This is a genomic window from Nocardia sp. CA-290969, assembly GCF_050936135.1.
Classification (GTDB): Bacteria; Actinomycetota; Actinomycetes; order Mycobacteriales; family Mycobacteriaceae; genus Nocardia.
Genome location: NZ_JBNJNJ010000003.1, coordinates 17,721 through 39,468, shown reverse-complemented (window position 1 = coordinate 39,468; position 21,748 = coordinate 17,721). Strand labels below are relative to the sequence as shown.

Here is a 21,748-nt window from a genome sequence, read left to right as displayed (position 1 = left end):
CGTCCTGGTGCCAGACGTTGCGGCACATCCGGCACGTGATCAGATTGGTTTGGAGGCTCACCGTGAGCGTGCACATCCCGCAGACGTGGCATGCCTCGGTCAGCCGGCTGTCTCTGACCTCATCGCGGCCGAGCAGCTTCACCGCGCGCCGGTGCAGCGCCGACAACCGCAGGACCGCATCGACACCGTCCAGGACGGTCCGGGTGACATCGTCACCGCCGTCCGGGTGGGGAACCCACACCGTCACCGTCTGGACGGGAAGGTCCACCAGGGTGCCGAGGCGGGAGCAGATTACCGTCAGGTCCGGTCCGTCCCCGGGAAGGCGCCGCGCCCAGCGTGCCGCCTCCTCGTCGATCTCGGTCATGAGGGCGTCAACGATGAGCGCGATCGGGACCGGTAGCTCCGCGGAGCGGGACACCTTCGGGCCACCGCCTATTCGGGTCGGCTCGGTGCGCGCCTGGGCGAGATCCGCGTAATCGTCGGCCAGTTGCCGGATATCGGCGAAGGCGTGCTCCTCACAAGAGCGGCAGAGGGCGCCAGAGCGTTCGACGCCGGCGCCGTACCAGTGGCCTTCGGCATCTCGGGTACGGGCCTTGCATTTCCGTCCCTGCCGGCATGTGTGCTCGGGCCCTGCATCCCGTGTACTCATGTACCCGGAGCCTACGCCGAATCGCCGACGATCTCGAGCCGCCATCCGGCGCGGTCAGAGGTGATATCGGCCATGCCCCCGACACAGCTACGGCCCCGGAAGGGGACCGGGGCCGTAGGGTCTGCCGCAGCGTGTGCGACGTTGGTGATGCACTTTGGGAGGGGTGCGGTGTTGATGCTACCGGGTCACTGATACGCCTGGTGGGTCCTGTCGAGCTCGGCCTGTGTCCGAAATTCGCCAGTCTTCACCCACCGCTGCATGGACAGCTCGCAGCCCATGACGAGAGTCAGGCCGTTCGCCCGGCCGGAATGTGATGCCTTCCCGCCGCATCCGCAGTAGCACCTCCGACGGTTGCGCCATCTGCCGGGCAGGAGTTCGGCGTAGCGGATGTGCTGTTCAGAGGAAGCGATGACACCCCAACCGGAATGCCCGGCAGCCTGCGCCTGAAGTCGATGCCTGTCACTCACCGGTTCTCCTCCACCCCGCCCAGGAACTCACGCACAGCTTCCGCTGCCGAACCGCACTCCACGCACACCGTCACCACTCCCACCGGCGCCACACCCAATTCGGTGAGACCGGTCAACGGGAAGACACACAGGGAGACATGGGAGCAGCGGGGGCATGGGGAGATGTCCGTGGGCTCACCGGCGTGGACATGAGCGACGGCAGTCCTCATGGGGTGTCTCCTGTCTCGGTGGTGTCCTCGGCCGACATCTCACCGCCGTGCTCACGGTCTTCCCGCACAGCGTCGTCCCACGACAGAGCGAACTGGTAGTACGCGTCTCGCGACTTGCCCGCCTCGACAAGACCGACGACCCGCTCAGCATCCCGACGTGCCCGTTGCGTTGCTTCCTCGACGAAGAACTCGACGACCTCATCACGGGTCGCTTCCCACATCACGAACGTGTCGGTGTTCGACGAGAAGATCCCGAACAGATCCGTGTCCGGTTGCCGGATTACTTGATAGCCCATTGTCAGGCCTCCGTCTCGGTGGTGTCCTCGGCCAGCTCGTACACCTCACGGAAGAAGTCAGCGTCGACAACCTGGCAGGGTCCGCCAGTCGGGTTGCGGATAACCCAGTCTCCGGTATGGAGATACCGCCCCTTCTGGTCATAGCTCTCGCCAGTGAACAGATAGCCGGTGGCCGACTTGTCATACGGTGATCCGTCTTCGGGCTCGAAGTCGCCGCCGGTGAACTCGGCCAGCTCGGCGGCGTTGCTTCCATCCCACTGGATTGCCTGAACGTCGTAGGGCTTTCGCCTGTAGGTGCGCGCGCTCATGGCGCCTCCGTCTCGGTGGTGTCCTCGGCGTCCGGATCGTTGGCCCCGCAGTGAATGCACGTCGGGTCGATGTCGAGATCCGATGACTCATGCCCGTCGATCTCGACACCGTCGAGCTGGCAGACACGCGCCCGCAAGGGATTGCCTATCCCTCCGTAAGTTCGATCCGGGCCGCCACCGACGCCACAGGGCGGAATGTCATCGCGGTAACCGTGACGGCGGAGCGCCGCCCGCTGCTCGTCATTGAAGTCGTCGGCCGTGACGTGGTAGATGACCGACCCGTCGATGAGCTCAACCTTCCGCATTGGACACTCCTGTCGTCTCGGTGGTGTCCTCGGGGTAGATGGAGGCCAGGGCCGAGACGATATCCGCATACGCCGCCTTCGGGTCCCGCTCCTCCCACTCGATCGCCCGTCCGATGATGTTCAGGACCTCCTGAAGGGCTTCCGTCTGGCGTAGGACACGGGAGGGGTCGAACTTCGCGATATGCTCCGCCGCCGCCGATGTGGGCTGCCCGTCACCGGAGAAGATCACCTGACGGTGTCCACGCCACGACTCGGGTTCACCCTCCTCCCGGATCTCTCCATCCACGGAACGTACGCCAGCCCCGTCCGGGCCGGGCTTCGCGATCCAGGAACCCACATCACCCTCGTAACGCAGGCTCGGGTCCATGTCGCGGCGGAGAGAGTCGATGGCCGCCCGCGCGATCTCGGTGTCCCGGGCCAGCCCGGCCCTCACACGGGACAGCGGGTCCGTCACAGCAGACGCTCCTGTCGAATCTCGGCCCGCTTGCCCACGTATACGCAATCGATGCCCGGGATGTGACGCACCGGGACGCCGTAAGCCCGCGTCATCCCCACAAGCATGCCTTCGGGCACGAGCAATTCGAGGTCATCGAAATTCGTCATGAGGCGCAAGTCCTCTACCAGAGCCAGCGCGGGGGCGAGCTGTTCGTGTTCGCTCGGCGGTCCGTCGGTACGATCATTCATGGCTGAACCCCTTCACGGTTCGGTCGGTGGCCGGGTGGGTGCGATCCCCCGGCCACCTCGAATTTTACCAGTTCACAGGGCATTTCATGGCCTCGGATCGCACGTGCAGGACCACTTCGCGCCGTCCATCCGGCCGCCTTCCCCCTGACAGCATGAGCAGTCGATCCACTCGCCGTTGACCATCTCGCCTTCGTCGCCCTGGCACGCCCAGCACATGATCCACCGACCGGTCATGCCGCCTCCTCGGCGGTCAATGTGATGGTGATCCGTGGATGGTCGCTGCCCTGCTGCACCGAGTACGACTCCGACAGCACATGGTTCGCGTCATCCTTCGCCAACACCCCCAAATCGACCAGAGCGTCGATCGCGGCCTTCCCGAACGCATGCAGGCTTCCGGCGTCGCGGGTGCGGCGGTCCGGGGCATACCAGGTGATCGCCACATGACAGCGGTCCAGGCGGGGCAGCGTGTCCCCGCCGGCGGATCGGATGTGCCAGGCCACGGCATCTCGGGCGGCTTTCACCTTCGACCAGTGGGCGCCGCGCTGCTGGTTGGAGGTGAGCGGCGGCCGGGGTAGGGGGATGTCGAGGATGTGGTGGGTCACTCGGACACCTCCCGCCACTCGGTGAGGTAGCGGACGCGGCGGCGGACAGGCTTGTCAACACCCCACACGCCGGTCTCCACCTCCTCGACGATGGTCGGCAGTAGCCCGGCCGCGGCAAGAGCATCGACCTCAAATGCAGCCTGCACCCTGTATCGACGTCGCGGATCGAACGAGCCCACCTGGACCGCAGTCACCCCGCCGATGTCATACGGCTCCCCCGGCTCGTCGTCCCATGGCGGCATGCTCCGGCTGTTCGATGCGAGACGGACCCGCTCGTATCGTGAGCGCGCCAGTGCCTCGATGGCCTCGGCCCGGATCTGTTCGGCGTTCACGCGGTCACGCCCTTCGGTGGGTAGTTGAGGTCGTGGAGGTTCTCCCCGAACCGAAGGAACCGGGCCCGGTTCATCGCGTAGTTGTCCGCGCTGTTCACGAACCGCAACGCCTCCAGCTCCGTGGGGAACACGACGATGTTGTCGCTATCGCCCATGTGATCGGCGACGATCCACACACCCCCTTGGTCTTCGCTCTGCTCAGGCATCGGGCCCTCCTCGGGCTGCTTGGCGGCGCTTCCAATGCGCCACATACTTCTCCGGCAGGAACCCCGCCCAACCACCATCGATGTCGTACATCAGGCAGCGTTGCCCCGGAGGCTGACCACACCACGGACAGGACACGGAGAGGGCTTGGCGGGTGGTTTGACGCTCCCGGTACGAGTCGAGCGTGACAACGTTGTCAACCATCCGACGCCTCCGGTTTCCCGCAGTCACCCTCGTGGCCGAGCGGCTTCCGGCAGTGCAACCGCGTCTCACAGCACGCGCACACATACCGTTTCGAGCAGTCCCCGTGGTAGGCGCCGTACTCGTCCACCGCGATCAGGTCATGCCCCTCGTGCGCCTTGGCGAACCACAGCAGGCCGGACGGGAACTGGAAATCCGCTCGCATCGACAGGATGTCGTCGACCGGGCCCATCTTCGCGATATCGGGGATGTACTGGATGAGCTGCTGGATGTAGTCGCCGCCGCGGTTCCAGTGGAGGTCGCAGGTGTCGCCGCAGGTGCGGCATTCGAGATCCCAGTAGTTGCTCACGACCGCGCCTCCCGCAGCTCGAGCAGTTTGAACTCCACGCCAGGGTTCTCCTCGGCCTCATGCGCCAACTCCTGCTCCGCGGCGGCGCGTGTGAGGTTCGGGCCGCCGTAGTCCTTGGCGAAGGTCAGCCCGTGGGCGGAGGTGACGAAGCCGACGACGTACCCGAGTGGGGGACGCTGAGCCGCCTCCAACTCGGCGACCTGGTCCGCGATCCGCTCCAGCACTACGGCCTGTCCCGGTCGGGCGGCGATGGCCGCCTGTGTCCGGATCTGATCTGCAAGGCTACGTGCGAGCTTGGACATCGGCGTTCTCCTTCGGTGTGGTCCAGGTGATGGGTCCGGGGTATCGGTGTGTGCCCCGATGGCCGGCGTCCCGCTCGCACTGCAACACCAGCGTCGAGTTCTCGTAGCCGTCCCCGGCATCCGGGAGAGGAACCTCCAGGGCCCGCTGGCAGCGTGGGAGGTCCCTGGCGATCCCGTGCGTGATGGTGGGCTCGATGCGCGCGGTCATCGCGGGATCCCGTCGTCGAACTCCGCCGCATCCGCCAACACGTCAGCGGTCTCGCGGGCAGCGTCAGGAGCGGCCTCGGCGCCCGCCCTGGCCGACTCGGCGCGATGCTCGGCGGCGAGTCTGCGGCGCTGGATTCGCTGAACTGGGGTCTCGAATCCTGCCTTCTCCATCGCCCTCACGACGTTCTTCATCCAGGCCTCGATGCCGTCATGGAACGCCTTGTGCTGCTCCTGGAACACCACCTGGGCGCCGCACTGCTTGCAGATGCCGGGGGTGAAGAACATGTCCGCCAGCGCTTTGGCTTCTTTCGCGCGGGCGGCGGCGAGCATCTCGTTGAGGTCAGCGGTGTCGCTCATTCGGTGTCTCCTTCTCGGGGGCGTCGAGCTGCTCGGCGACCTGGGCGCGCACCCACGCCAGCAGGCCGACGCACAACACGGACAGGGTGTGCGTGTCCTCGGGGCTGAGCTGCTCGCACACGGACCGGGGTAGGTATTCGGCAGGGTTGATCGGGTAGGTGAGGTGGTCAAGCACTATGGCGCGGGACAACCGGTTGAGGTCGGTCATTCGGTGTCTCCGTTCTCGGGAAATCCGAGCTGCTGGGACAGGAACACCTTTGGCCGCGCCATCTCACGGAACCGCTCCCGGTACTCCTCCCGCGTGAACCCGTTGCCCACTGGGCCATCCCATGGGAACGCGCCCGAATTGTCCGCCATCTGCTGGGCGACCGACTCCACGGTGATCGGCGGCTTCAGTTCCGAGAGGATCGCGATCTCCAAGGTGAGGGCCAGTTCGACCTGTGCCGGGTCGACCTGCGGATGCATCGACTTGTAGGCCAGGCCAGCGGCGGCGAGGTCGATTCCTCTTTCGGCGATAATGCGGCGGCCGACGGCGAGTCCTTCGCGGGGGTTCATTCGGTTTCTCCGTTCTGGGGTGTGTGCAGAACAACGACGGGCAGGGACAGGGACCGTGAGGTGCACGTGGCGTCGAATCCCGGCTCCTCCCACGCGCCATCACTGGTGCGCCGGTAGACATCTCCCTCCGGGTACGGCGAGTCCATGACCACCGAGCCGGCCGGTAGCGCGTCGAGTTCGGCGGGGTCGGTGATGACGCGGGTGGGTGGACGCCAGCCCGCGGCGAGGATGGCCACGGCGTAGCTATCGAGAACCTTGTCGCAGTCCGGGCAGCGGGACTCGTAGTCGCAGCCTCCGCAATAGGCGCCCTGCTTGTGCAAGATCTCGGCGAGCTGTTCGGCCGGCGTCTGGTCAGTCATCAGTGCCACCGCCCTTCGCGGGGCTGTACAGCACGGTGACCGGCAGGGTGAGGTAGTCGGTGATGATGCTGTGCGCCGCGCCGGGCGCCCACCAACGGTCGTCGCCTTTCTCCAGGATTCCGCGGGACAAGCCGTCTTCGGCTTCCCAGTGGATCACGGTGTCGTCGGGTAGGCGGTCGAGTTCGGCGCGGTAGCGGATGACGCGGGCGGGTGGGCGGTTGACGGCAGCGACGATCCGTTCCGCCCAGTCGTCCGCCCAGATCGGCAACTCACCGGTCAGCGCCGACAGGCTGCCGCCGCCGTGGTCCACCCAGAGCGCGCGGTCGATGATGCGGAGCTGTTCGGCAGGTTCCCGCTCAGGCATTGGGTTCTCCGTGATGCGCTGGGCGGGCGGACGCCACCCAGCCTTGAGAATGGCGTCCGCGATCTCCCCCTGGTACGGCCCTTCCGAGATGTACAACCCGTGGGCCTGGACCTGTCGGGTGATGTCGTCATCGATCAGCTCAGCGAGCTGATCACGGTATGTCTGATCAGGCATTGGTCCAGTCACTCCCCATCCGTGGTGGTGGTGTCCCCACCACTGGCCGTATCCCCCTGAGCGGGAAAGCTCCCCAACTCCGGGCGATCCGCCGCCAACAACCGCAGAAACTCGGTCGCCGCCTGCATCCACCGATCCGCCCGATCCAAACCCTCATGGAACGTCGCATGAGTGGCCGAGTTGACGATCAGGGCGCCGCAGCGGGGGCAACCGTCCGCACTGGGAGGCACCGTGCGGGGCGCTGGCTGCCTCCTGGACGGGCCGGGGGGTGCGGGTTGGGGTATCCGGGTGATCTGCATACGCCGAGCGGGTTTCTGGCTCATCGGGTCGCCTCCGGGGTCTCGCCGTGCTCGAAGCGAGCCGATCGCGCGGCGCGATAGGCGTCGAGCAGGTCTGGATGGCCGATTCCCTGTGCGAGGTAGCCGGGCAGCTCAGGGGCCCACCCAATCGAGTTCGCTCGGATAAACCACCGGACCTGCGTCAACCCGATGTGCTGGATACGCGTCTCTTCCACGTGATCTCGCGGGATCGCACCATGCGCGATGTAGACGGGCCGGTGCGTCGCTTCCAGTAGCTCCCAGCACAGGTTGAGTTCGTGCTGCGTCGGCGCCGCGCCTTTGACCTCCCACCAGACGCCATCCCGGGCCGGGTCAGGCCCGAAGTGCTCTCCTGGGTAGGCAGGGAAGTCGAGGAGGAAGTCCGGCAGGTACCGCCCCGAGGGAAGGTCGAAGCCTTGCGGCTCGTACTCCCAGCCGATACCGAGGTGGTCGAAAAACACAGCCCACCTGGCCTCGATGCGTGACCGGAAGCGGCAGCCGGCATAGCTGGTCTCGATGGGTTTGAGGTCGGTCATCATGCGGTCTTCCTTGATTGGTTGGCGTAGTAGTCGGCGTCCGCGGGCATCCACGGCAGGGCGGTGGCGTGCTGGAGCTTCGAAGGCCAGGAGCGCTCCTCGCGGGTTCCGCGCCAGGAGACGACATCGACGATCTCGGCGCGGCCGTGGCCGGGGTCCTCCCGCGCGCGGCGTAGGCCGAACCCGAACTCCGGCCACCGCATCCACACGCTCGACCCGATCGGAGCCATGTTCCGTTGGCCGTCGCCGGCAGATCCCTTCCCCGCGTGGGCTTCGGTGAGCAGGGCGAACCCGTACCGCTCCCGCAGTCCGTCGAGGACCCAGGCGATCTCGCGGGCGGGTTTCTCGTCGTTCGGGTTCTCGTGGTGCAGCTTGTACAGCGGACCCAGCACCAGCAGATCCGGTGCAGTGTCGGTGATGGCGCGCTCGAGCCACGCCGTGTCGAGGCTCGTGAGCAGGTCGATACCGGCCGGCCGGACCTCGATCGACATGGTGTCGTTCCAGTCCATCGGGGACAGGCCGTGGTTCCGGCGCCGCTTGTCGACCATCCCGGTGACCCAGCTGTAACGGCGGATGCACTGCGATGGGGAGTTCTCGCAGTCCACGATCAGCACCCGGGCGCGGGTCCGGTCCGCGCCGAGCACGTTTCCGGTGAACGGGTGCAGTCCGGCCGCGAGGGTGCAGGCGATCTGTGAGCAGGCCACCGACTTGCCGCCGCCCTCGGCGCCGGTAAGGACGATGCGGTCCATCCGCTCCAGCAAGTCCGGGACCAGCCAGTCGTGATGCACGGTGGTGGACAGGAAGTCGCCCATCGGGGTCGGCTTGCTCGCGGTCATGTCGGCGGCGATCTTCTCGGCCTCGTCGCACTCGCGGCGGATCGTCGACAACGCGGCGTTGAGGTCGGTCTTCTCGACACCGTTCTGCCAGGCCGACTCCATCCGCTGCTGCAACCGGATCGCTGCCTCGGAAAGCTTCCGGGCCGCCGACAGCTCCCGGATGCGTTCGGCCAGCAATGGAGCGGTGGACGGCTGCCACGCCTTCTCTACGCACTCGAGGACGTCGCGCGGTCGAACCCGTCCGGGCATCAGGCCTCGGGTCTGCGCCTCGACTATCACGGAGTTCGGGTCGACCGGCTTGCCCGCCAGCAACATCCCGTGGAGGACGGTCGCGATGTGCTTGGCGCCGGGGACGTGGAAGTCCTCGGGCCGCACCGACAGGAAGGTCTGCCGGCACACGTCGGGGGACAGGATGGTCACCCCGATGAGCCCCGCCTCCGCGTGCTCGTCGTACGGGGTGTCGCTCTGGTCGCTCAATCCTGCCAATTTGCACCCCTACGGCGGTGGATGAGCCGGGTCACGTGGCCGGGCATGATCCAGGTGGTTTCGTCTGCGAAGTGCTCGTGCACGGCGTCGACCGCCTCGGCGAAGGACCAGCGGCGCCGGCGAGCGGCCTCGGACCAGAGCGCGATCAGCAAGTGGTCGATCTCGCGGCCGTCGTAGCCGGTGGCCACCTGGAGCAGGGTCACCACCTCGTCGTTGGTCAGCCCCGGAATGTCGGGTGTCGTCATTGCAAACCTCCAGGAACGGCAGTGAGCATCGGGAGTGAGCCCTGCTCGGTGATGCCGGATTGATTGACCCCGCCCCACGCCATGACGTTCGGGTTCGGGTTGGTCTTGAAGCGCTCGCCCGCCGCGACCTTCTGCTGCCGCCTCGTCGGACCGCCGTCGGTACCGGCGCGACGGGAGGCCTGCTCGTCTTCGCGGATGATCCAGTTCCGCCAGGTGCGGTCCCAGTCGGCGCGCACACCCTTCTGCCCGGGCTGGGCCGGCCAGTGGTTCATGAACTTCTCGTGAGCGCGGCGAAGGTCTACGTTCGGATGCTCTTGTTTCGCCCAGGCGATCGTGTCTTCGGAGGGCATCCAGTCGTCAGGGAGGCGGGTTCCGCGCTTGCGCGACCTCTCTCTATCTCCGTTAGGAGATAGAGATGGGTTCGGGTCCGGGTTAAGAGGGGACTCCGGCGGGACCGTTTCGGACTGTCCCGTATGTCCCGGTGGGACATCCTCGGGACTAGCCGTTGACTTGGCCTTTTTCGCCTGGCGCCAGTTGCGTTTCCGCTCCGCTTCGGCCGCTCGACGCTCCTGAAGTTGCGCCGCAGTGAAGTTGTACTGCTCCCAGTTCAGCACCAGAAACGCTTCCGCCGACTCGATTTCTGCGCGATCCGGGACGGTTTCGGGGACATGTCCCGGACGTCCGGATTTGTCCCACCGGGACACATTCGGGACAGGGAGCCATTTGCCGGTGCGGCACAACTGCTCCGCCAGATCCATCGACCCGGCGAGCTCGTCCACCATGTACGCGGGGATCAGTCCGTCGGTCTCGTGGTCGTTGCACCAGGAGTTGGCCAGGGTCCACAGGCCGATCGCCGCGCATCGGTGAGCGCGTGGAATCGCCAAGGTCTTGCGGTGGCTGTGCAGCTTGTCGTCGAGACGGCCCCACGCCATTAGGCATCACCTCCGAATTCCATACCGGGGGTGTCCTTGGCGCGGTGCACAGCCTGGCGGACACCGGATTCCGTCATGCCGAGGGCTTCGGCGATCTCCGCGTGCTTCAGCCCGTACTCCCGGGCGAGCAGCATGTAGCGCGGACGATTGACGTTGAGGGATTCCTGCTGCCGGCGGATCGAGTCGAGCATGTCGACGATGTACGGCCGGGCCTCGTCCGGGGAAACGGATTCCCGCGGGGTAGAAACTGCAGGCAGGGGTGATTTGGGTATGCTCACGCGAGCCCCTTCTTCGGTGTAGTCGAAGTTGGTGGTTAGGCCCTGGGGTGATTCCGGTGTTGGCGCACCGGCCCTCGGGGCCGCTTCGATCTTACCCCAGCTACGTGACAGCACAGGCGCCGGACCTGAGCGAATTCCCATGTCATCCAAGGGATGTACGTCACTCGGCGGCATTCCAAATGGATCTCCGGCAAACATCACCGCACCCCCTTGTTGACCGCGTCGGCCAGACGAACGCACAGCCCCTGATCCCGGTACGCGTACGTGTGCAAACCCCCACCCAGCGGAGGCGGCAGATAGTTCCAGGCGTACCGGGCCGCACGCCCCCACTGATTCCAGTACTCCAACTTCCAAAACGGCTGGTAGTTGTGGCGCATCGCCCGGTCGTAGAGGTCGAACCCCCACGCCAGCGCATCCTGCGGGGACGCCAGGGAGAAATAGTCGACGGTATCGGCGATCCCGCGCAGCGACGACCCCGCCGGGAGGCTGGTGATCGGGTCGCCTTCGACCGCGGCGAACCACGAGGGCATCCCGGTGATCGGGCGGGATTTCACGATCCCGTACCCCGACGCCGCGGGAACGCCCGGCATCGTCCCGCCGGCGGGGCGGCCCGGGTCGGCGATCAGGGCGCACCCGACCACCTCGAGGTCCCGGTGTTTCCCGGCGCCGTACTCCGCCGCAGCGTCCCCGGCTATACCGGCCCCCTGTGAATATCCGCACCAGATCGCGGGATACGGGGTGGTGCGGGTGGCGTCGATGAGAGCTTGCTTCCCGGCAGCGCGGGACTTCGCCCAGCTGATACCGCCCGTCCCGAATCCTGCCGCGGGGTAGCGGACGATCTGCGGGAGGAACCGTTCGTCGAGATGGGACAGGAACAGTTCGGAGATGCCGTCTCCGCCGTCCGGGAAGCCGGTCCCGGCGAGAAGCAGCGCAGCGTATTTGGTCATTCCGCACCGCCCGGGTACTGATCCCAGGTGCGGCCGTCGAGCTCGCGACCAGCCTTCTTCTTGCCGACCCGGCGGACTATCTGCCGGAACCCGAGATCATCGACAGGTGAACCGATCAGATAGTCGGGTGGATCGAACTGCCCAAACCCGAAACCGGTCGGAACCCACTCACCCCATTGCTTAAACAGATAAGCGACCCCTGCGGCCGTGCACTGATCGCGCAGCGATCGCGCCCACACCGGATCCATCGGCCGGGCACCGTGGCCGGACTCCCCGCCCACGATCACCCAGTCGAGACGGGGGCCGGTGGTGAGAGTGCCGTCTTCAGCGAAACCCGGCCGACCGGTGAGCCAGTAGGTCAGCTTCGGTCGGTGAGCGCCCGTCTGATCGAGCGGGCCGTCGAGGTCGATCGGTCCGAGCAACGGCTCGGCGCTCACGAACCGGACCGCAGCCGGGGTGTCGAGCAGCGCGGGAATCCGGATATCGGCCCATCGCTGATCTTCGGCACTCACGCCGAGCCACACATTCGGCAGCGGGTACGGCGGAGTGTGGTCCTCACGGACGGAGCCCGCGGTAGTTCCGAGCTTCGTCCATTCCTCAGCGACCGCGAGATCGAATTCCGTCGACGACAGCAGAGACCGCATGCGGCCGTGCCGCTTCGTCAACACCTGGTACGTATGCTGCGGCGTCGCAGCCATAATCGCCCAGACCTGCGCGATGTACCGGTCCGAGATCTGATCATGGAAGAGATCCGACATGGAGTTCACGAACACGCGCCGCGGCTTCTTCCACCGCAGCGGGTGGGTCAACCGTTCCGGATGCAGGGTGACCGCGAAGCCGTTCGGGAACTGCGGGGTGCCGGCGAACCGGTTGGCGATACCCTCCGCATAGCAGTGGTCGCACCCCGGGCTGACCTTGTCGCACCCGGTGACCGGATTCCAGGTCTCGTCTGTCCATTCGATGGATGTCTTGGTCATCAGTCCTCGCTCGGGTACGGCACAGAGGCCGGATCGATACGGATGTAGAGCCCCGCGGAAGTCGCCGCCCCACAGCGACAGCAGCAGCGGAAATGGGTAGCGGAGAGCCAGGCAGGGCCACCGGTGCGGCGGTAGCAGGGCTCGCAGATCGATTGGGCGGTCATGCTGCGACCCGCTCCTGCGAGACCTCGGGAAGCACCGTGACCTCCAGGGCGGCGGTGGTGAACTCCGTGCGCACATCCACACCCCACGGGGCGAGGTCGGAGGCGATGCGGTGCGAGAGTTCCTCGTGAGTGACCTTCTCGTGACGGAAGGAATTCAGGTAAGCAGCCAGCGAATGCAGTTCGAACGTCTCGCCGTCGAACTCCCAGCACAGGAGGATCACGCCGTCGTCGTCTTCGTCCTTGAACGGGCACAGATGGCGCAGCGATCCTTTGACGATCATCTGTCCCTTGCCGGAGGTGGGGACGCGGCGAGGAAGGGTCGGGTTCATTACAGAGACCTCCGGGAGGATTTCGAAGAAGCCGGGCTCGTCGTCGAGGCGGTCGATGGCGTCGAGCCAGCCCAGCAATTTGGTGAGGTTGATGTCGGGACCCTTGGTGAGATAGGTGCCGTCGGCGGAGTCCACGCCGGCATTCACCGCGTAGACGATCCGCATCTGGGAGCTGACGCGGCCCATGTGCACCCACTTGCCACGCTCTTTCGCCTCAGCAGTGAGGTCTCGGGCGGCGGGGCTGAGCTTCCACTCGAACATCGGGTGGAAGCACAACGGGCAGCGCTCGATCCGGCGGGTGCGTTTCACCTCCAGCGGCCACAGGTACAGGCAGCTGGGGCATTCGATGATCCCGCCCAGGAACAGGACATCGAACTCATCCCACGGCAGGTTGCCGGCGAAGTTCTGGGCCACGAACGCCGCAGGGAATCCCCGGTCCCGGATCTTGGGCAGGAACGGCAGGGACCGCTTCAACGTCCCGGCCGCGTCACCCACCACATCAGGAGCGGTGGCCCACAGGCGCTGTCCGGGCTCGGTTTTGTCGGCCATGGAGTCCAGCCACGCCAGCCACTTCTCATCGCCGGGGTAGCCCTTACCGAAGCAACCGGAGTCGAAGCCGATACGGGATCCGGGGATCAGGACGTTGCCCTGCTCCGGGGTGGCCATACCGCCGAGCACGCCCCAGCGGATCGCGTCATGCACGCGCGGACTGCCGGTCGGAGGAGTCAGATACAACACCACTCACCCCCTTCCCTGCGATCACGAACAGCAGGGACGCACCGGTCTTGCCGACGAGTTGGCCCAGCATCGCGGGCATCACCGCCGCCCACCCGAACGCGATCCCCAGGAACAGCGCGGTATCCACCACCGCACCGATAACTCCGGAGAGCATGACCGCGACGGCCCAGGGGCTGGAGCCGAAGCGGGCGCGGGATCGGATCGGCGTGTACACCAGCAGATCCGCCAACTCCGCTACCGCGAACGCCACAGCGGAGGCCACAGCCAGCGCGGGCGAGGCCACCACGAACGACAGGGCGGCACCTATCGCGACCGCCCCCATCGCCGCAGCCTTACCGGCGGTGTCCTGGAGCGCATCGCGCAGTGCCAGTGCGGCGCCGGCGGCCAACGTTCCCGCAGTAGTGGACAGGCCGAGCCCGATGGCGATGAACCCGTACTTCTCGGTCAGCCAGTTCGCGAGGAGTACCGACCCCAGCAGGCCGACACCCGCGGCGGTGGCGACCGACACTCGGGCCAACGATGTCTCGGTCATCAGTCCTCGCTCGGGTACGGCACAGAGGCCGGATCGATACGGATGTAAAGCCCGGATGTGGTCGCGGCGCCGCATCGGCAGCAGATCCGGGAGTGGTCGTCGAGCACCCGGGGCGGGAAGCTTCCCGGATAGGTGAAGGACCAGCAGGGCTGGCAGATGGGCTGAGTCCAGGTCATGCCGCACCCCCAGCAGACTCGGCGGCGAGAAGGGCCATCAGCTGTCGGCCGATCAGCTCTGTTGAACGCCGGCGGGATCGCCTCCCGCAGCCCGTCCCGGGACATCCAGTCGATGCCCATCGCCGCCTTCGCCGCGGCCACCCCGGAGAAGTTGCCGACCACATGCATGAACTCGCCAGCCTGCGGAGGGCGGCCCATCTTCGTGGTCGGGACCGTGTGCACCGGATGCGGCGGGACCACGACAGGGAAGTTCGTCTCGAACAGCCGATGCCGGTAGGTCCGCAACCCCGGGAACATGGCGCCGCACAACTCGATCGGATCCAGCAGCGGAGCACCCGGGACGTTCTCGATCACGTACGGCTTACCGAACGCCCGGAACAGCCCCCGGACTTCGCGGATGAAGTCGTGATGTTCCCGGCCCTGGATCCGCTGCGCGTTCGAGTGCGCCTGACAGGGAGGTGAGGCGGCGAAGGCATCGAACTCGTCCCCGTGGGCGATGAGGAAGGCCAGGGCGTCGCCCTGGTGGAACTCGAACGGGTACCGCGGCTGCGGGTCGATATCCACACCGACCACTTCGAACCCTGCCTGGTGGTAGCCCATCGAGGCGCCGCCCTCTTTGCAGAACAGGTCGAGAAGTCTCATGCGGCACCGTCCCCGGTGGGCACGACCAGCCCGTAGTCGGTGAGATGCGCCCACCGACCCCGATACAACACCGCGGTCTCCACAGCAGTGGCCTGACCGTTGCGCAGGATCAGCCAGCCGTTCGCCACCGCATCGGCACGGTTGCGCTCGATCCGGTCATGGCACCGGGCGCTGACGTGCAGTGCGTTCGCCGCCCGGTTGATCCACTCCAACTGTGAACCGCCGCGGCCACGCGGGGCCCGATGGTGGATGTGCCCGGCCGGCCCGCAGGCGTCCAACTCGCACAGCCCTTTGGACCGTTCGGCGACACCCGCTCTCACCTTCGGCGAGAACCCGGCACGCCCGCGCCGCGACCGGCGGGGCTGGGTCTTCGGCCAGGACTGGCGGATCATGACTCCCCCCGCCCGGCAGCGCCATACATGGAGCGCACGCTGGCGCCCACCGACTGCCAGGCACGGAGCTCGGCATCGAGAGCCTTGGCCCGACGGTCGGCATGCTTGTACGTGGCGTCGGCGACGTCTCGGGCGCGGCGCTCGTTGATCGTGGCGAGCTCTGCGTCGTACCGCTTCCCATGGGCCGGGCCCGGGGCGTTCAGGTAGGCGTGCGCGTAGGCCACGTCGTACTCGTGGTCGGCCTTCAGGAACGCGATGTAGGCGTCGCCGCAGGCGGTGACGCTGTTCGCGATCTGGTTCGCGACTCCCCGGATCGCTTCCTCGATCTTGACGGGATTGTGTTCGGTCACGACTCACCGCCGGAGAAGTGCTTGATCGCAGCCCGCAGCGCCTCGGTGTCCATGCTGCTGCGGATATCCCCGGCGTTCGGATGATTCGCGGTGAACCACTCCGCCGCGGTCCCGCCCGCGATACCGCGTCGGTTCAGTAGGCCGAGCAGCTCGGCGCGCGCCAGGTCCGCCGGCTCCAAATCTTTGGCCGCCCAGATCGCCCGGTTCCGAACCTCATCGGCGGAGGCGACACCCTTCTTCGTGTCAGCCGCCAGGGCGGCGACGAGTGCGCGCCCCCACGCGGAGGTCTCGGCGTTCTGCAGTTCGCTGCCCCGGGTGTACGGAGTCTTGCCGGGCACCTGCTCCCATGCCATACCGATGCCGGGCATCGTGTCCTCTGGCGTCCGGTAGAAGGCGGCCACCACGATCAGGTAGGTCTGGCCGTCGATCACCTCGATCGCATACGGGCGGGCCGGATCGGCCGGCTGGAACGAGCCCTGCGGGTGCAGCTTCTCCCGCACTTCGGCGATACGCTGCGCTACCTCGACGTAATCGCCGAGCTCGATCTTCTTCTCGCTCATGCTCACCACTCCCTCGCCCACCGGGGCAGGCTCATCTGATTGATCTGGTTGCCGTAGCCGGGCCACTGGTCGAAGTCGCTGCACTCGGCGAACAACTTCGCGGCGGCGGAGACGATCTCGTCGCCCGCGGCGATCGCCTCGGCATCGAACTCGTGCAGGCTCGTCAGGTACGGCTCGGTCTTCTCCTGCGCCAGGAGGATGAACTCCTCGACCGTGTAGCCGAGGAGCTTCAGGACTCGGATGTAGTGGGCGACCTGGACGTAGTAGCCGAGGTTCGCCGCGCCCTTCTCGAACGGCTTCGGGGCCGCGTCTTTCGAGGTCTTGTAATCCCGGACCCGAACCCGTTTGCCGGGGAGGAAGATGATGTAGTCGAACCGGGCCCGCAGCATCACCCACGTATCCAGATCCAGGGCGTAGGCCGACATCTCCGCCGCACAGTTCTCCTCACGGGGGAACAGGGCAGCCACCTCCGGCCGGGCGAGGGCGGCGTCGACCATGGCGCGGGTCGCGTTGTACTGCTTGCGCAGCAGCGGCACCTTCCCCTCGGCGCGTGCCTGTGCCCGGGCGATCTTGGCTTCCTTGCCCTGCCAGGTCGCCGCCTCCACCACTTTGATGCCGGTACCGGTGCCGAGCAGCAGCGTGTGCGCAGCGGTACCGATGTCGAAGTCGTCGTTGTCCTCGTGGACCCCGTACCGGAGCTTCGCGGGCCCGCCCGGTTTCACCAGCAGCCGGACGCCAGTACTGGACAGGCTGTTCGGGTCCGAGTGGTAGATGTCCTCCGGCAGGTCCGGGTAGAGGCCCGGCTCGGTCGGGGCGACCAGGGCGGGCGCGGCCTTCGCCTTGCAGTGCCAGCAGGCGCCGCGATCCAAATCGGTCGTCGGGCAGATGTCATTCCATTCGGTCACCGCCACGGCGAGTCCTCCATCCGCTTGATCTCGGCGTCCAGGAACGCGCGCAGATTCCGAAGGTCGTCCGGCCCGTACGTCCCGTACTCGGCCTGGATAGCCACCCGGGTCCTGCCGGTGAGGCCGTCGAGGACCTCCTCGAACCGGGCGGAGCCGAGACCATCGGAGAGCTGCAGGAACTGGGCGGTCATGACGCGACCTCCAGCCGGCCGATGGACAGCCACCGCTCCACCTGCTCATCACTCACCCGGTAGTGCGACCGCAGCCACGCCACCGCGGCGTGATGCCCGAAACCCAGCGTGCGGCGGGCGAACCCGTACTCCTCCCGGGCATCCCGGTTCCGCAGAAGGGTCCCCCGCTTCCGGGCGCCCGCCCGGATCACCGCCTCCGGCACCGTCACCGTGGTCGAGTCCGTAACCCGCAGCTCCCACATGCCGCCCTCCACCGGGGTAGCGAGATAGCGGGAACCCGCCGGTAGGACACCGGTATCGGTGAGGAAGTCCTTGAACAGGATCACCTCCACCTGCCCCACCGGGGCGGCCTTCATGCTGCGGTCCGCGGCCACCGCCTCCGCGCGCGCCACCAGCTCCGAGGTGGTGACATCGACGTCCAGCCACACCAGGGCGCACATCAGCATCTGCGCGACCCGCTCCGGTTCAGTCCGGCCGCGGGCAACAAGATCGGCGTAGAGGATGGCGGGGTCGATTTCCCGAAGGTTCTCCGCGAGACGCAGTGTTTCCTCGGCCAAGCGGTCGTGGTAATCGCTCACTGGGCGTCCGCCTTCCGCTCGGCGCGGCGTACCACCGCGTAGCAGGCCGCGCACATCCCGCGACCCCCGTACCGTTTCCCGCCGGGGATCGGTTCCTCGGTCTGCCCATGGAAGGTGGACACGCCGCACTTTGTGCAGCGGCCCGTGTTCTGCACGGGAGGCTTTGCCTTGGCCGGGACGGACCCCTCCAGGAACTTCGCGCGGCACGGCCGCGAGCAGCAGCCCTTCATCCCGGCCTTCGGCGCCAGCGTCCACGCCTTCAACTCCCCACCACAGACCCGGCAACCCTGCGGGGTCTCCGGCTTGGCGTCGTCGAGGAGACCGAGCATGTCCAGCAACTTCCGGACCTCGGCCGGCGGGATCCCTTGGCGTTTCCCGGACTCGGCAGCCCGAAGTCGCACGCTCTGCCGCTCCTCCGGCGTCTTGCCGAACAACGGGTTCTTGTCGATCTTCTTGGTCAGCGCCCCTTGGCTGATGCTCATGCGGCACGCTCCAGGTCCAGCTCGAGCGACTCCTCGTACCGGACAGACGCGTCCACGCGCGCCCCGAGATGAAGCCACAGCGCGTAGATCACGGCCGACGGCGCACCGATGACAGTGGCGCCGACGAACGCGTACAGGACCGATGCGAGAGCCAACTCCAGCAGCGACATCACTGCTCCTTTCCGTAGAAGTCCGAGACGAGATGCGCGCGCGTCTCGGTGACGCTGTCGACCCGGTTGCGGCGGCAGCAGTCCCGGTCGCCGCTCGCCGTGTGCATGAAGGCGTCCGGGTGAGTGGTGCGGTCGAGCCAGTCGAAGAGGCCCTCATTGCGGTGGCGGGATTCACGCGACGACACAGGAGGTCACCTCCTCCAGCTCCCAGCCCGCATCCAGCAGCGCCGCAGCGTGATCCTGGGTCGACACCAACCCGAGCAGCACCAGCCGCAGGACATGGCCGTCGCGGGTGCACGGCAGCACCTGGGTATCCCCGACCTGCGGGCAGGAGGTGACGTACACGTACGGCGTCACCTCACTGCCCTGGATCACCGCCGGCGGGTGGACGGCGTAGATCACGCCCGACTCCGGGGCCGGGTACGGGGTGCGGATCGCGGTCCCGGTCACTGGGCACCCCCGACATAGCGGACGTACAGGCGCCCCTCACGGACAGCCGCCTCGAACCCGCCACCGTGGAAGGCCCGCAAGATCCCCCGCGGGATCGACCGCCGGTACACCCGCATGGTTTCCGTAGTGATCGGCTTCGGCCACACCGCCCACTCGCCGGGGCGCTCACGGAGAGCGGCAGCGAAACCAGCGTTGGCGACCGGGCGACCGCCCCGCCGGGAACCGGGAAGCTCCGGAACGAATTCGACAGCGGTCACCGGTCACCGTCCTGGGCGCGCAGCAGATCCAGCTCCGTCACGGACTCGGCGACGACCTCCACCCGCGGGGCGGGACGCGGCCGGCCAGCACTGCCCGGACGGCGCTCCGCATCCGGGACGAACCGGCGCGCTTCCTTCCGCATCGTGGCGTCGACCGACCGCAGGTACCGCAGCATCCCCTCGGCGTGCTTCTCCGGAGTGGAGCAGTCCATCGTGGGATTGAGGTCGCAGCGGAGGCCGTGGGAGGCGACGTCCGCGACGAACGCCTCCAACTCCCAGACACGGGCCTGAGCGGCACGGAGGTCCGCACCCATGGTTGCGATGCGCTCCCACACCAGAGCCCAATCACCGTCGCCCGACTCGTCGATGATGTCGTGCATCCCGGTGGCGTCCAGGACGTCCCGGCATTGGCGTTCGACGACGGACAGCCAGGATTGCGCGGCACGGCGGCAGGCGTCCCGTTCGGGCTCCAGCTCGGCGATACGGGCCCGGGCGGCGAGCAGCTCGGCGGCCATGTCGCGGACCTGCCCGTCGGGGTGACAGTCGGGATGGCTCGCGTCCGCCACGATCTGGAGGTGTTCATCGGCCAGTAGGGCAGGTGTCTGGTCAGGCATTGCGGAACGCCTCCCGGTAGTCGATGTACGGCTGGACGGCGTCCCGGATCTCCTCGGCCCAGCACGCCGGGCATTCGAGTTCGCTCGACTGCTCGTGACCGTGACCGAATTCGGAGTGGTCGTCGTCTTCCTGCCGGGTCAGCGCGAGGACGTTCTTGATGACCGCGCGGGCACTGAGAACCTCCCCCGCGAGCGGGCGCACCCAGAGGCCACTCGCCTCGGATTCGGCAACGGCACGCAGCTCGGCTTCGGGAAGCTCGAACTCGTCAGGGCTTTTACGCATCGGACTTCTCCTTGCGGCCGTGCTCGGCCATCCACTGATCGGACTGAACCTGGGCCACTGGGCCCCCCGTATCCAGAGCCCGCTGGACATCAGCCACGGCGCGCTTCCACCCGCACGACACCGGATCGGCATCGGGGTGCACATCGCAGCGAGGATGGCCCGCCAGAGCGGCGCGGACCTGACCGACCAGCGCCTCCAGCTCGGCGATCCGGGCGCCCTGGTGCTGGCGAATCGACTCGTATCCGCGTGCACTGTCCCGCAACTCGGCACATTCGCCTGCGAGCGCTTTGATGCGGTCGTTCCGCTCGTCCAAGGTGGCGAGCCAGCCACGAGGGTCGTTGCGGATCGACCGGATCAGTTCTTCCTCAGACATCGCTGGTTCCCTTCGCGCCGTGCTCGGCCATGAATTGATGGATCGGGGACCACTCGTTCCACCGCTCAACCGCAGCGGGAGTGGTGAGGTCATCGGCGGCCTGGCGCAGCAGGCGCGTCCGCGGCGCAGGCGGCAGGGCGGAGATCAGGGCGAAGGCGAAGTGGCCGGCGCCCTTCTCGGCGAGAAGGCTCACTGGACCACCGCCTTAGCACCGCCGACCAGCAGCCGCAGCACCTCGGCCGCCACCTCATACGCCCGATCCACCGGCGGATGCATCGACATAACACCCGCCAGATACGCCAACATCGCGGGAAGACCGGAACCGAGATCCCACAGGTCATCAGCGATCCAGTGATCGACAGACTCGGGCGGGGCAGCCAGCAGTTCGGAGATGAACATGGAGGCGGCAGACATGGCGATCACGACGCCACCTCCCCAAGGTTCAGCGGCGCCCACAGGTCACGGATGGACTGCGCACGCTCCGCCAACCAGGCCCGGATTTCCGGCTCATCCGCACCGGTGACATCGACATACAGCGACCGCGACAGCGCCTTGCGCTGGAGCATGAAGAACAACATCAGGACGTGACACTCTTCGCCGGCCGTGTAGTCCTCCGGGTGCTCGAGGTGCCACGCCTTCCAGTCCCACCGCCACAGAAGATTCCGCTCAGGGTCGGCGTCGTAGAAGCCACCTGGCTCGTCCTTGAACGCCTGCCACGACGGGAAGGTGTCGTGCACGACGACGTTCGAATGCTGCGCGGGCGAGTGCAGGTAGTTGCCCTCGTTGCAGTAGTACGGGTGGTCGTACTCCCAGAGGTGTTTCATCGCTGCGCCCCCTCGGTGAGCAGCGGCCACAGGCGGCGCATGAAATCCCCCACCGGCGTGCCCTCATCGTCATCCCGGTACCGCAAGATCCGATCCCGGATCTCCGCATCGGACAGCGGAGCGAACTCGGCGACCATCGCAGCGAACTGCGGATCGTCCTGCGCGGCGGACAGATATCTGTCACACGCCGGCGTATGAATGGTGGTCATTTGGTACTCTCTTCTTCGGATGTTGTTTGGGCGGGGCCGGTGGCTGTAATC

47 protein-coding genes are annotated in these 21,748 nt (G+C 67.0%); all 47 read right to left on the bottom strand.

Annotation, left to right across the window (positions count from 1 at the left end; all coding sequences use genetic code 11):
• A partial coding sequence (locus ACQEVO_RS37020; protein WP_432923495.1) for a hypothetical protein occupies positions 1-649 on the bottom strand: 649 nt, incomplete at its 3' end.
• A 463-nt stretch (positions 650-1,112) separates the two neighbouring features.
• On the bottom strand, positions 1,113-1,325 hold the full coding sequence (locus ACQEVO_RS37015; protein ID WP_432921573.1) for a hypothetical protein: 213 nt from the start codon (positions 1,323-1,325) through the stop codon (positions 1,113-1,115).
• A complete protein-coding gene (locus tag ACQEVO_RS37010; RefSeq protein ID WP_432921570.1) occupies positions 1,322-1,621 on the bottom strand; it encodes a hypothetical protein in 300 nt (99 codons plus the stop codon). Before ACQEVO_RS37010 ends, ACQEVO_RS37015 begins: the two co-directional genes overlap by 4 nt.
• Positions 1,622-1,623: 2 nt before the next feature.
• Positions 1,624-1,929: a hypothetical protein gene (locus ACQEVO_RS37005; RefSeq protein ID WP_432921567.1), complete on the bottom strand. Its 306-nt coding sequence runs from the start codon at positions 1,927-1,929 to the stop codon at positions 1,624-1,626.
• The gene (locus ACQEVO_RS37000) at positions 1,926-2,234 is read right to left on the bottom strand and encodes a hypothetical protein (protein ID WP_432921564.1); all 309 of its coding nucleotides are present in this window, start codon (positions 2,232-2,234) and stop codon (positions 1,926-1,928) included. The genes ACQEVO_RS37005 and ACQEVO_RS37000 overlap by 4 nt, the downstream gene beginning before the upstream one ends.
• Entirely contained in the window at positions 2,221-2,688 is a 468-nt protein-coding gene (locus ACQEVO_RS36995; RefSeq protein ID WP_432921561.1) for a DUF6221 family protein, read from the bottom strand. Before ACQEVO_RS36995 ends, ACQEVO_RS37000 begins: the two co-directional genes overlap by 14 nt.
• Positions 2,685-2,918 (bottom strand): hypothetical protein, encoded by a 234-nt coding sequence (locus ACQEVO_RS36990; RefSeq protein WP_432921558.1) that lies wholly within the window; start codon positions 2,916-2,918, stop codon positions 2,685-2,687. Before ACQEVO_RS36990 ends, ACQEVO_RS36995 begins: the two co-directional genes overlap by 4 nt.
• A 230-nt stretch (positions 2,919-3,148) precedes the next feature.
• Entirely contained in the window at positions 3,149-3,520 is a 372-nt protein-coding gene (locus ACQEVO_RS36985; RefSeq protein ID WP_432921556.1) for a RusA family crossover junction endodeoxyribonuclease, read from the bottom strand.
• The gene (locus ACQEVO_RS36980) at positions 3,517-3,852 is read right to left on the bottom strand and encodes a hypothetical protein (RefSeq protein WP_432921553.1); all 336 of its coding nucleotides are present in this window, start codon (positions 3,850-3,852) and stop codon (positions 3,517-3,519) included. Before ACQEVO_RS36980 ends, ACQEVO_RS36985 begins: the two co-directional genes overlap by 4 nt.
• The gene (locus ACQEVO_RS36975; protein ID WP_432921550.1) at positions 3,849-4,058 is read right to left on the bottom strand and encodes a hypothetical protein; all 210 of its coding nucleotides are present in this window, start codon (positions 4,056-4,058) and stop codon (positions 3,849-3,851) included. Before ACQEVO_RS36975 ends, ACQEVO_RS36980 begins: the two co-directional genes overlap by 4 nt.
• Positions 4,051-4,260, bottom strand: coding sequence for a zinc finger domain-containing protein (locus tag ACQEVO_RS36970; RefSeq protein WP_432921547.1), 210 nt, complete (start codon positions 4,258-4,260; stop codon positions 4,051-4,053). Before ACQEVO_RS36970 ends, ACQEVO_RS36975 begins: the two co-directional genes overlap by 8 nt.
• Entirely contained in the window at positions 4,253-4,606 is a 354-nt protein-coding gene (locus ACQEVO_RS36965; protein ID WP_432921544.1) for a hypothetical protein, read from the bottom strand. Before ACQEVO_RS36965 ends, ACQEVO_RS36970 begins: the two co-directional genes overlap by 8 nt.
• Positions 4,603-4,908: a hypothetical protein gene (locus tag ACQEVO_RS36960; protein ID WP_432921541.1), complete on the bottom strand. Its 306-nt coding sequence runs from the start codon at positions 4,906-4,908 to the stop codon at positions 4,603-4,605. Before ACQEVO_RS36960 ends, ACQEVO_RS36965 begins: the two co-directional genes overlap by 4 nt.
• Positions 4,889-5,116: a hypothetical protein gene (locus ACQEVO_RS36955; RefSeq protein WP_432921538.1), complete on the bottom strand. Its 228-nt coding sequence runs from the start codon at positions 5,114-5,116 to the stop codon at positions 4,889-4,891. Before ACQEVO_RS36955 ends, ACQEVO_RS36960 begins: the two co-directional genes overlap by 20 nt.
• On the bottom strand, positions 5,113-5,472 hold the full coding sequence (locus ACQEVO_RS36950) for a hypothetical protein (RefSeq protein ID WP_432921535.1): 360 nt from the start codon (positions 5,470-5,472) through the stop codon (positions 5,113-5,115). Before ACQEVO_RS36950 ends, ACQEVO_RS36955 begins: the two co-directional genes overlap by 4 nt.
• A complete protein-coding gene (locus ACQEVO_RS36945; protein ID WP_432921532.1) occupies positions 5,456-5,680 on the bottom strand; it encodes a hypothetical protein in 225 nt (74 codons plus the stop codon). The genes ACQEVO_RS36950 and ACQEVO_RS36945 overlap by 17 nt, the downstream gene beginning before the upstream one ends.
• Positions 5,677-6,027, bottom strand: a complete 351-nt coding sequence (locus tag ACQEVO_RS36940; protein ID WP_432921529.1) for a hypothetical protein — start codon at positions 6,025-6,027, stop codon at positions 5,677-5,679. Before ACQEVO_RS36940 ends, ACQEVO_RS36945 begins: the two co-directional genes overlap by 4 nt.
• Positions 6,024-6,386, bottom strand: coding sequence for a hypothetical protein (locus tag ACQEVO_RS36935; RefSeq protein ID WP_432921526.1), 363 nt, complete (start codon positions 6,384-6,386; stop codon positions 6,024-6,026). Before ACQEVO_RS36935 ends, ACQEVO_RS36940 begins: the two co-directional genes overlap by 4 nt.
• On the bottom strand, positions 6,379-6,924 hold the full coding sequence (locus ACQEVO_RS36930) for a hypothetical protein (RefSeq protein ID WP_432921523.1): 546 nt from the start codon (positions 6,922-6,924) through the stop codon (positions 6,379-6,381). Before ACQEVO_RS36930 ends, ACQEVO_RS36935 begins: the two co-directional genes overlap by 8 nt.
• Positions 6,925-7,243: 319 nt before the next feature.
• On the bottom strand, positions 7,244-7,780 hold the full coding sequence (locus ACQEVO_RS36925; protein WP_432921520.1) for a hypothetical protein: 537 nt from the start codon (positions 7,778-7,780) through the stop codon (positions 7,244-7,246).
• A complete protein-coding gene (locus ACQEVO_RS36920) occupies positions 7,777-9,090 on the bottom strand; it encodes an AAA family ATPase (protein ID WP_432921517.1) in 1,314 nt (437 codons plus the stop codon). Before ACQEVO_RS36920 ends, ACQEVO_RS36925 begins: the two co-directional genes overlap by 4 nt.
• Positions 9,087-9,344: a hypothetical protein gene (locus ACQEVO_RS36915; RefSeq protein ID WP_432921514.1), complete on the bottom strand. Its 258-nt coding sequence runs from the start codon at positions 9,342-9,344 to the stop codon at positions 9,087-9,089. The genes ACQEVO_RS36920 and ACQEVO_RS36915 overlap by 4 nt, the downstream gene beginning before the upstream one ends.
• Positions 9,341-10,276, bottom strand: coding sequence for a hypothetical protein (locus tag ACQEVO_RS36910; RefSeq protein WP_432921511.1), 936 nt, complete (start codon positions 10,274-10,276; stop codon positions 9,341-9,343). Before ACQEVO_RS36910 ends, ACQEVO_RS36915 begins: the two co-directional genes overlap by 4 nt.
• Positions 10,276-10,554 carry a sigma factor-like helix-turn-helix DNA-binding protein gene (locus ACQEVO_RS36905; protein ID WP_432921508.1) on the bottom strand — a complete coding sequence of 93 codons (279 nt, stop codon included), beginning with the start codon at positions 10,552-10,554 and terminating at the stop codon, positions 10,276-10,278. Before ACQEVO_RS36905 ends, ACQEVO_RS36910 begins: the two co-directional genes overlap by 1 nt.
• Positions 10,555-10,751: 197 nt before the next feature.
• Positions 10,752-11,501 (bottom strand): hypothetical protein, encoded by a 750-nt coding sequence (locus ACQEVO_RS36900; protein WP_432921505.1) that lies wholly within the window; start codon positions 11,499-11,501, stop codon positions 10,752-10,754.
• Positions 11,498-12,481: a DUF5131 family protein gene (locus ACQEVO_RS36895; RefSeq protein WP_432923342.1), complete on the bottom strand. Its 984-nt coding sequence runs from the start codon at positions 12,479-12,481 to the stop codon at positions 11,498-11,500. The genes ACQEVO_RS36900 and ACQEVO_RS36895 overlap by 4 nt, the downstream gene beginning before the upstream one ends.
• 157 nt (positions 12,482-12,638) lie before the next feature.
• The gene (locus ACQEVO_RS36890) at positions 12,639-13,673 is read right to left on the bottom strand and encodes a hypothetical protein (RefSeq protein ID WP_432921502.1); all 1,035 of its coding nucleotides are present in this window, start codon (positions 13,671-13,673) and stop codon (positions 12,639-12,641) included.
• Positions 13,666-14,241 (bottom strand): VUT family protein, encoded by a 576-nt coding sequence (locus ACQEVO_RS36885; protein WP_432921499.1) that lies wholly within the window; start codon positions 14,239-14,241, stop codon positions 13,666-13,668. The genes ACQEVO_RS36890 and ACQEVO_RS36885 overlap by 8 nt, the downstream gene beginning before the upstream one ends.
• Positions 14,241-15,059, bottom strand: a complete 819-nt coding sequence (locus tag ACQEVO_RS36880) for a DNA cytosine methyltransferase (RefSeq protein WP_432921496.1) — start codon at positions 15,057-15,059, stop codon at positions 14,241-14,243. The genes ACQEVO_RS36885 and ACQEVO_RS36880 overlap by 1 nt, the downstream gene beginning before the upstream one ends.
• Positions 15,056-15,451 (bottom strand): hypothetical protein, encoded by a 396-nt coding sequence (locus ACQEVO_RS36875; RefSeq protein ID WP_432921494.1) that lies wholly within the window; start codon positions 15,449-15,451, stop codon positions 15,056-15,058. Before ACQEVO_RS36875 ends, ACQEVO_RS36880 begins: the two co-directional genes overlap by 4 nt.
• Positions 15,448-15,801 (bottom strand): hypothetical protein, encoded by a 354-nt coding sequence (locus tag ACQEVO_RS36870; protein ID WP_432921491.1) that lies wholly within the window; start codon positions 15,799-15,801, stop codon positions 15,448-15,450. The genes ACQEVO_RS36875 and ACQEVO_RS36870 overlap by 4 nt, the downstream gene beginning before the upstream one ends.
• Positions 15,798-16,361 carry a hypothetical protein gene (locus ACQEVO_RS36865; RefSeq protein ID WP_432921489.1) on the bottom strand — a complete coding sequence of 188 codons (564 nt, stop codon included), beginning with the start codon at positions 16,359-16,361 and terminating at the stop codon, positions 15,798-15,800. Before ACQEVO_RS36865 ends, ACQEVO_RS36870 begins: the two co-directional genes overlap by 4 nt.
• 2 nt (positions 16,362-16,363) lie before the next feature.
• Positions 16,364-17,266 (bottom strand): PD-(D/E)XK nuclease-like domain-containing protein, encoded by a 903-nt coding sequence (locus ACQEVO_RS36860; protein WP_432921486.1) that lies wholly within the window; start codon positions 17,264-17,266, stop codon positions 16,364-16,366.
• The gene (locus tag ACQEVO_RS36855) at positions 17,263-17,457 is read right to left on the bottom strand and encodes a hypothetical protein (protein ID WP_432921483.1); all 195 of its coding nucleotides are present in this window, start codon (positions 17,455-17,457) and stop codon (positions 17,263-17,265) included. The genes ACQEVO_RS36860 and ACQEVO_RS36855 overlap by 4 nt, the downstream gene beginning before the upstream one ends.
• Complete coding sequence (locus ACQEVO_RS36850) at positions 17,454-18,035, bottom strand: hypothetical protein (protein ID WP_432921480.1); 582 nt, start codon at positions 18,033-18,035, stop codon at positions 17,454-17,456. The genes ACQEVO_RS36855 and ACQEVO_RS36850 overlap by 4 nt, the downstream gene beginning before the upstream one ends.
• Positions 18,032-18,517, bottom strand: coding sequence for a hypothetical protein (locus ACQEVO_RS36845; protein ID WP_432921477.1), 486 nt, complete (start codon positions 18,515-18,517; stop codon positions 18,032-18,034). The genes ACQEVO_RS36850 and ACQEVO_RS36845 overlap by 4 nt, the downstream gene beginning before the upstream one ends.
• A complete protein-coding gene (locus ACQEVO_RS36840; protein WP_432921474.1) occupies positions 18,514-18,687 on the bottom strand; it encodes a hypothetical protein in 174 nt (57 codons plus the stop codon). The genes ACQEVO_RS36845 and ACQEVO_RS36840 overlap by 4 nt, the downstream gene beginning before the upstream one ends.
• The gene (locus ACQEVO_RS36835) at positions 18,687-18,872 is read right to left on the bottom strand and encodes a hypothetical protein (protein ID WP_432921471.1); all 186 of its coding nucleotides are present in this window, start codon (positions 18,870-18,872) and stop codon (positions 18,687-18,689) included. The genes ACQEVO_RS36840 and ACQEVO_RS36835 overlap by 1 nt, the downstream gene beginning before the upstream one ends.
• On the bottom strand, positions 18,859-19,137 hold the full coding sequence (locus ACQEVO_RS36830; RefSeq protein WP_432921468.1) for a hypothetical protein: 279 nt from the start codon (positions 19,135-19,137) through the stop codon (positions 18,859-18,861). Before ACQEVO_RS36830 ends, ACQEVO_RS36835 begins: the two co-directional genes overlap by 14 nt.
• Positions 19,134-19,394, bottom strand: coding sequence for a hypothetical protein (locus ACQEVO_RS36825; RefSeq protein WP_432921465.1), 261 nt, complete (start codon positions 19,392-19,394; stop codon positions 19,134-19,136). Before ACQEVO_RS36825 ends, ACQEVO_RS36830 begins: the two co-directional genes overlap by 4 nt.
• Positions 19,391-20,008, bottom strand: a complete 618-nt coding sequence (locus ACQEVO_RS36820) for a hypothetical protein (RefSeq protein ID WP_432921462.1) — start codon at positions 20,006-20,008, stop codon at positions 19,391-19,393. The genes ACQEVO_RS36825 and ACQEVO_RS36820 overlap by 4 nt, the downstream gene beginning before the upstream one ends.
• Entirely contained in the window at positions 20,001-20,291 is a 291-nt protein-coding gene (locus tag ACQEVO_RS36815; RefSeq protein ID WP_432921459.1) for a hypothetical protein, read from the bottom strand. Before ACQEVO_RS36815 ends, ACQEVO_RS36820 begins: the two co-directional genes overlap by 8 nt.
• A complete protein-coding gene (locus ACQEVO_RS36810; protein WP_432921456.1) occupies positions 20,284-20,664 on the bottom strand; it encodes a hypothetical protein in 381 nt (126 codons plus the stop codon). Before ACQEVO_RS36810 ends, ACQEVO_RS36815 begins: the two co-directional genes overlap by 8 nt.
• Complete coding sequence (locus tag ACQEVO_RS36805; RefSeq protein ID WP_432921453.1) at positions 20,657-20,857, bottom strand: hypothetical protein; 201 nt, start codon at positions 20,855-20,857, stop codon at positions 20,657-20,659. The genes ACQEVO_RS36810 and ACQEVO_RS36805 overlap by 8 nt, the downstream gene beginning before the upstream one ends.
• The gene (locus tag ACQEVO_RS36800) at positions 20,854-21,087 is read right to left on the bottom strand and encodes a hypothetical protein (RefSeq protein WP_432921450.1); all 234 of its coding nucleotides are present in this window, start codon (positions 21,085-21,087) and stop codon (positions 20,854-20,856) included. Before ACQEVO_RS36800 ends, ACQEVO_RS36805 begins: the two co-directional genes overlap by 4 nt.
• Positions 21,084-21,488 carry a hypothetical protein gene (locus tag ACQEVO_RS36795; RefSeq protein ID WP_432921447.1) on the bottom strand — a complete coding sequence of 135 codons (405 nt, stop codon included), beginning with the start codon at positions 21,486-21,488 and terminating at the stop codon, positions 21,084-21,086. The genes ACQEVO_RS36800 and ACQEVO_RS36795 overlap by 4 nt, the downstream gene beginning before the upstream one ends.
• Positions 21,485-21,697 carry a hypothetical protein gene (locus ACQEVO_RS36790; protein ID WP_432921444.1) on the bottom strand — a complete coding sequence of 71 codons (213 nt, stop codon included), beginning with the start codon at positions 21,695-21,697 and terminating at the stop codon, positions 21,485-21,487. Before ACQEVO_RS36790 ends, ACQEVO_RS36795 begins: the two co-directional genes overlap by 4 nt.
• Between the last annotated feature and the right edge of the window lie 51 nt (positions 21,698-21,748).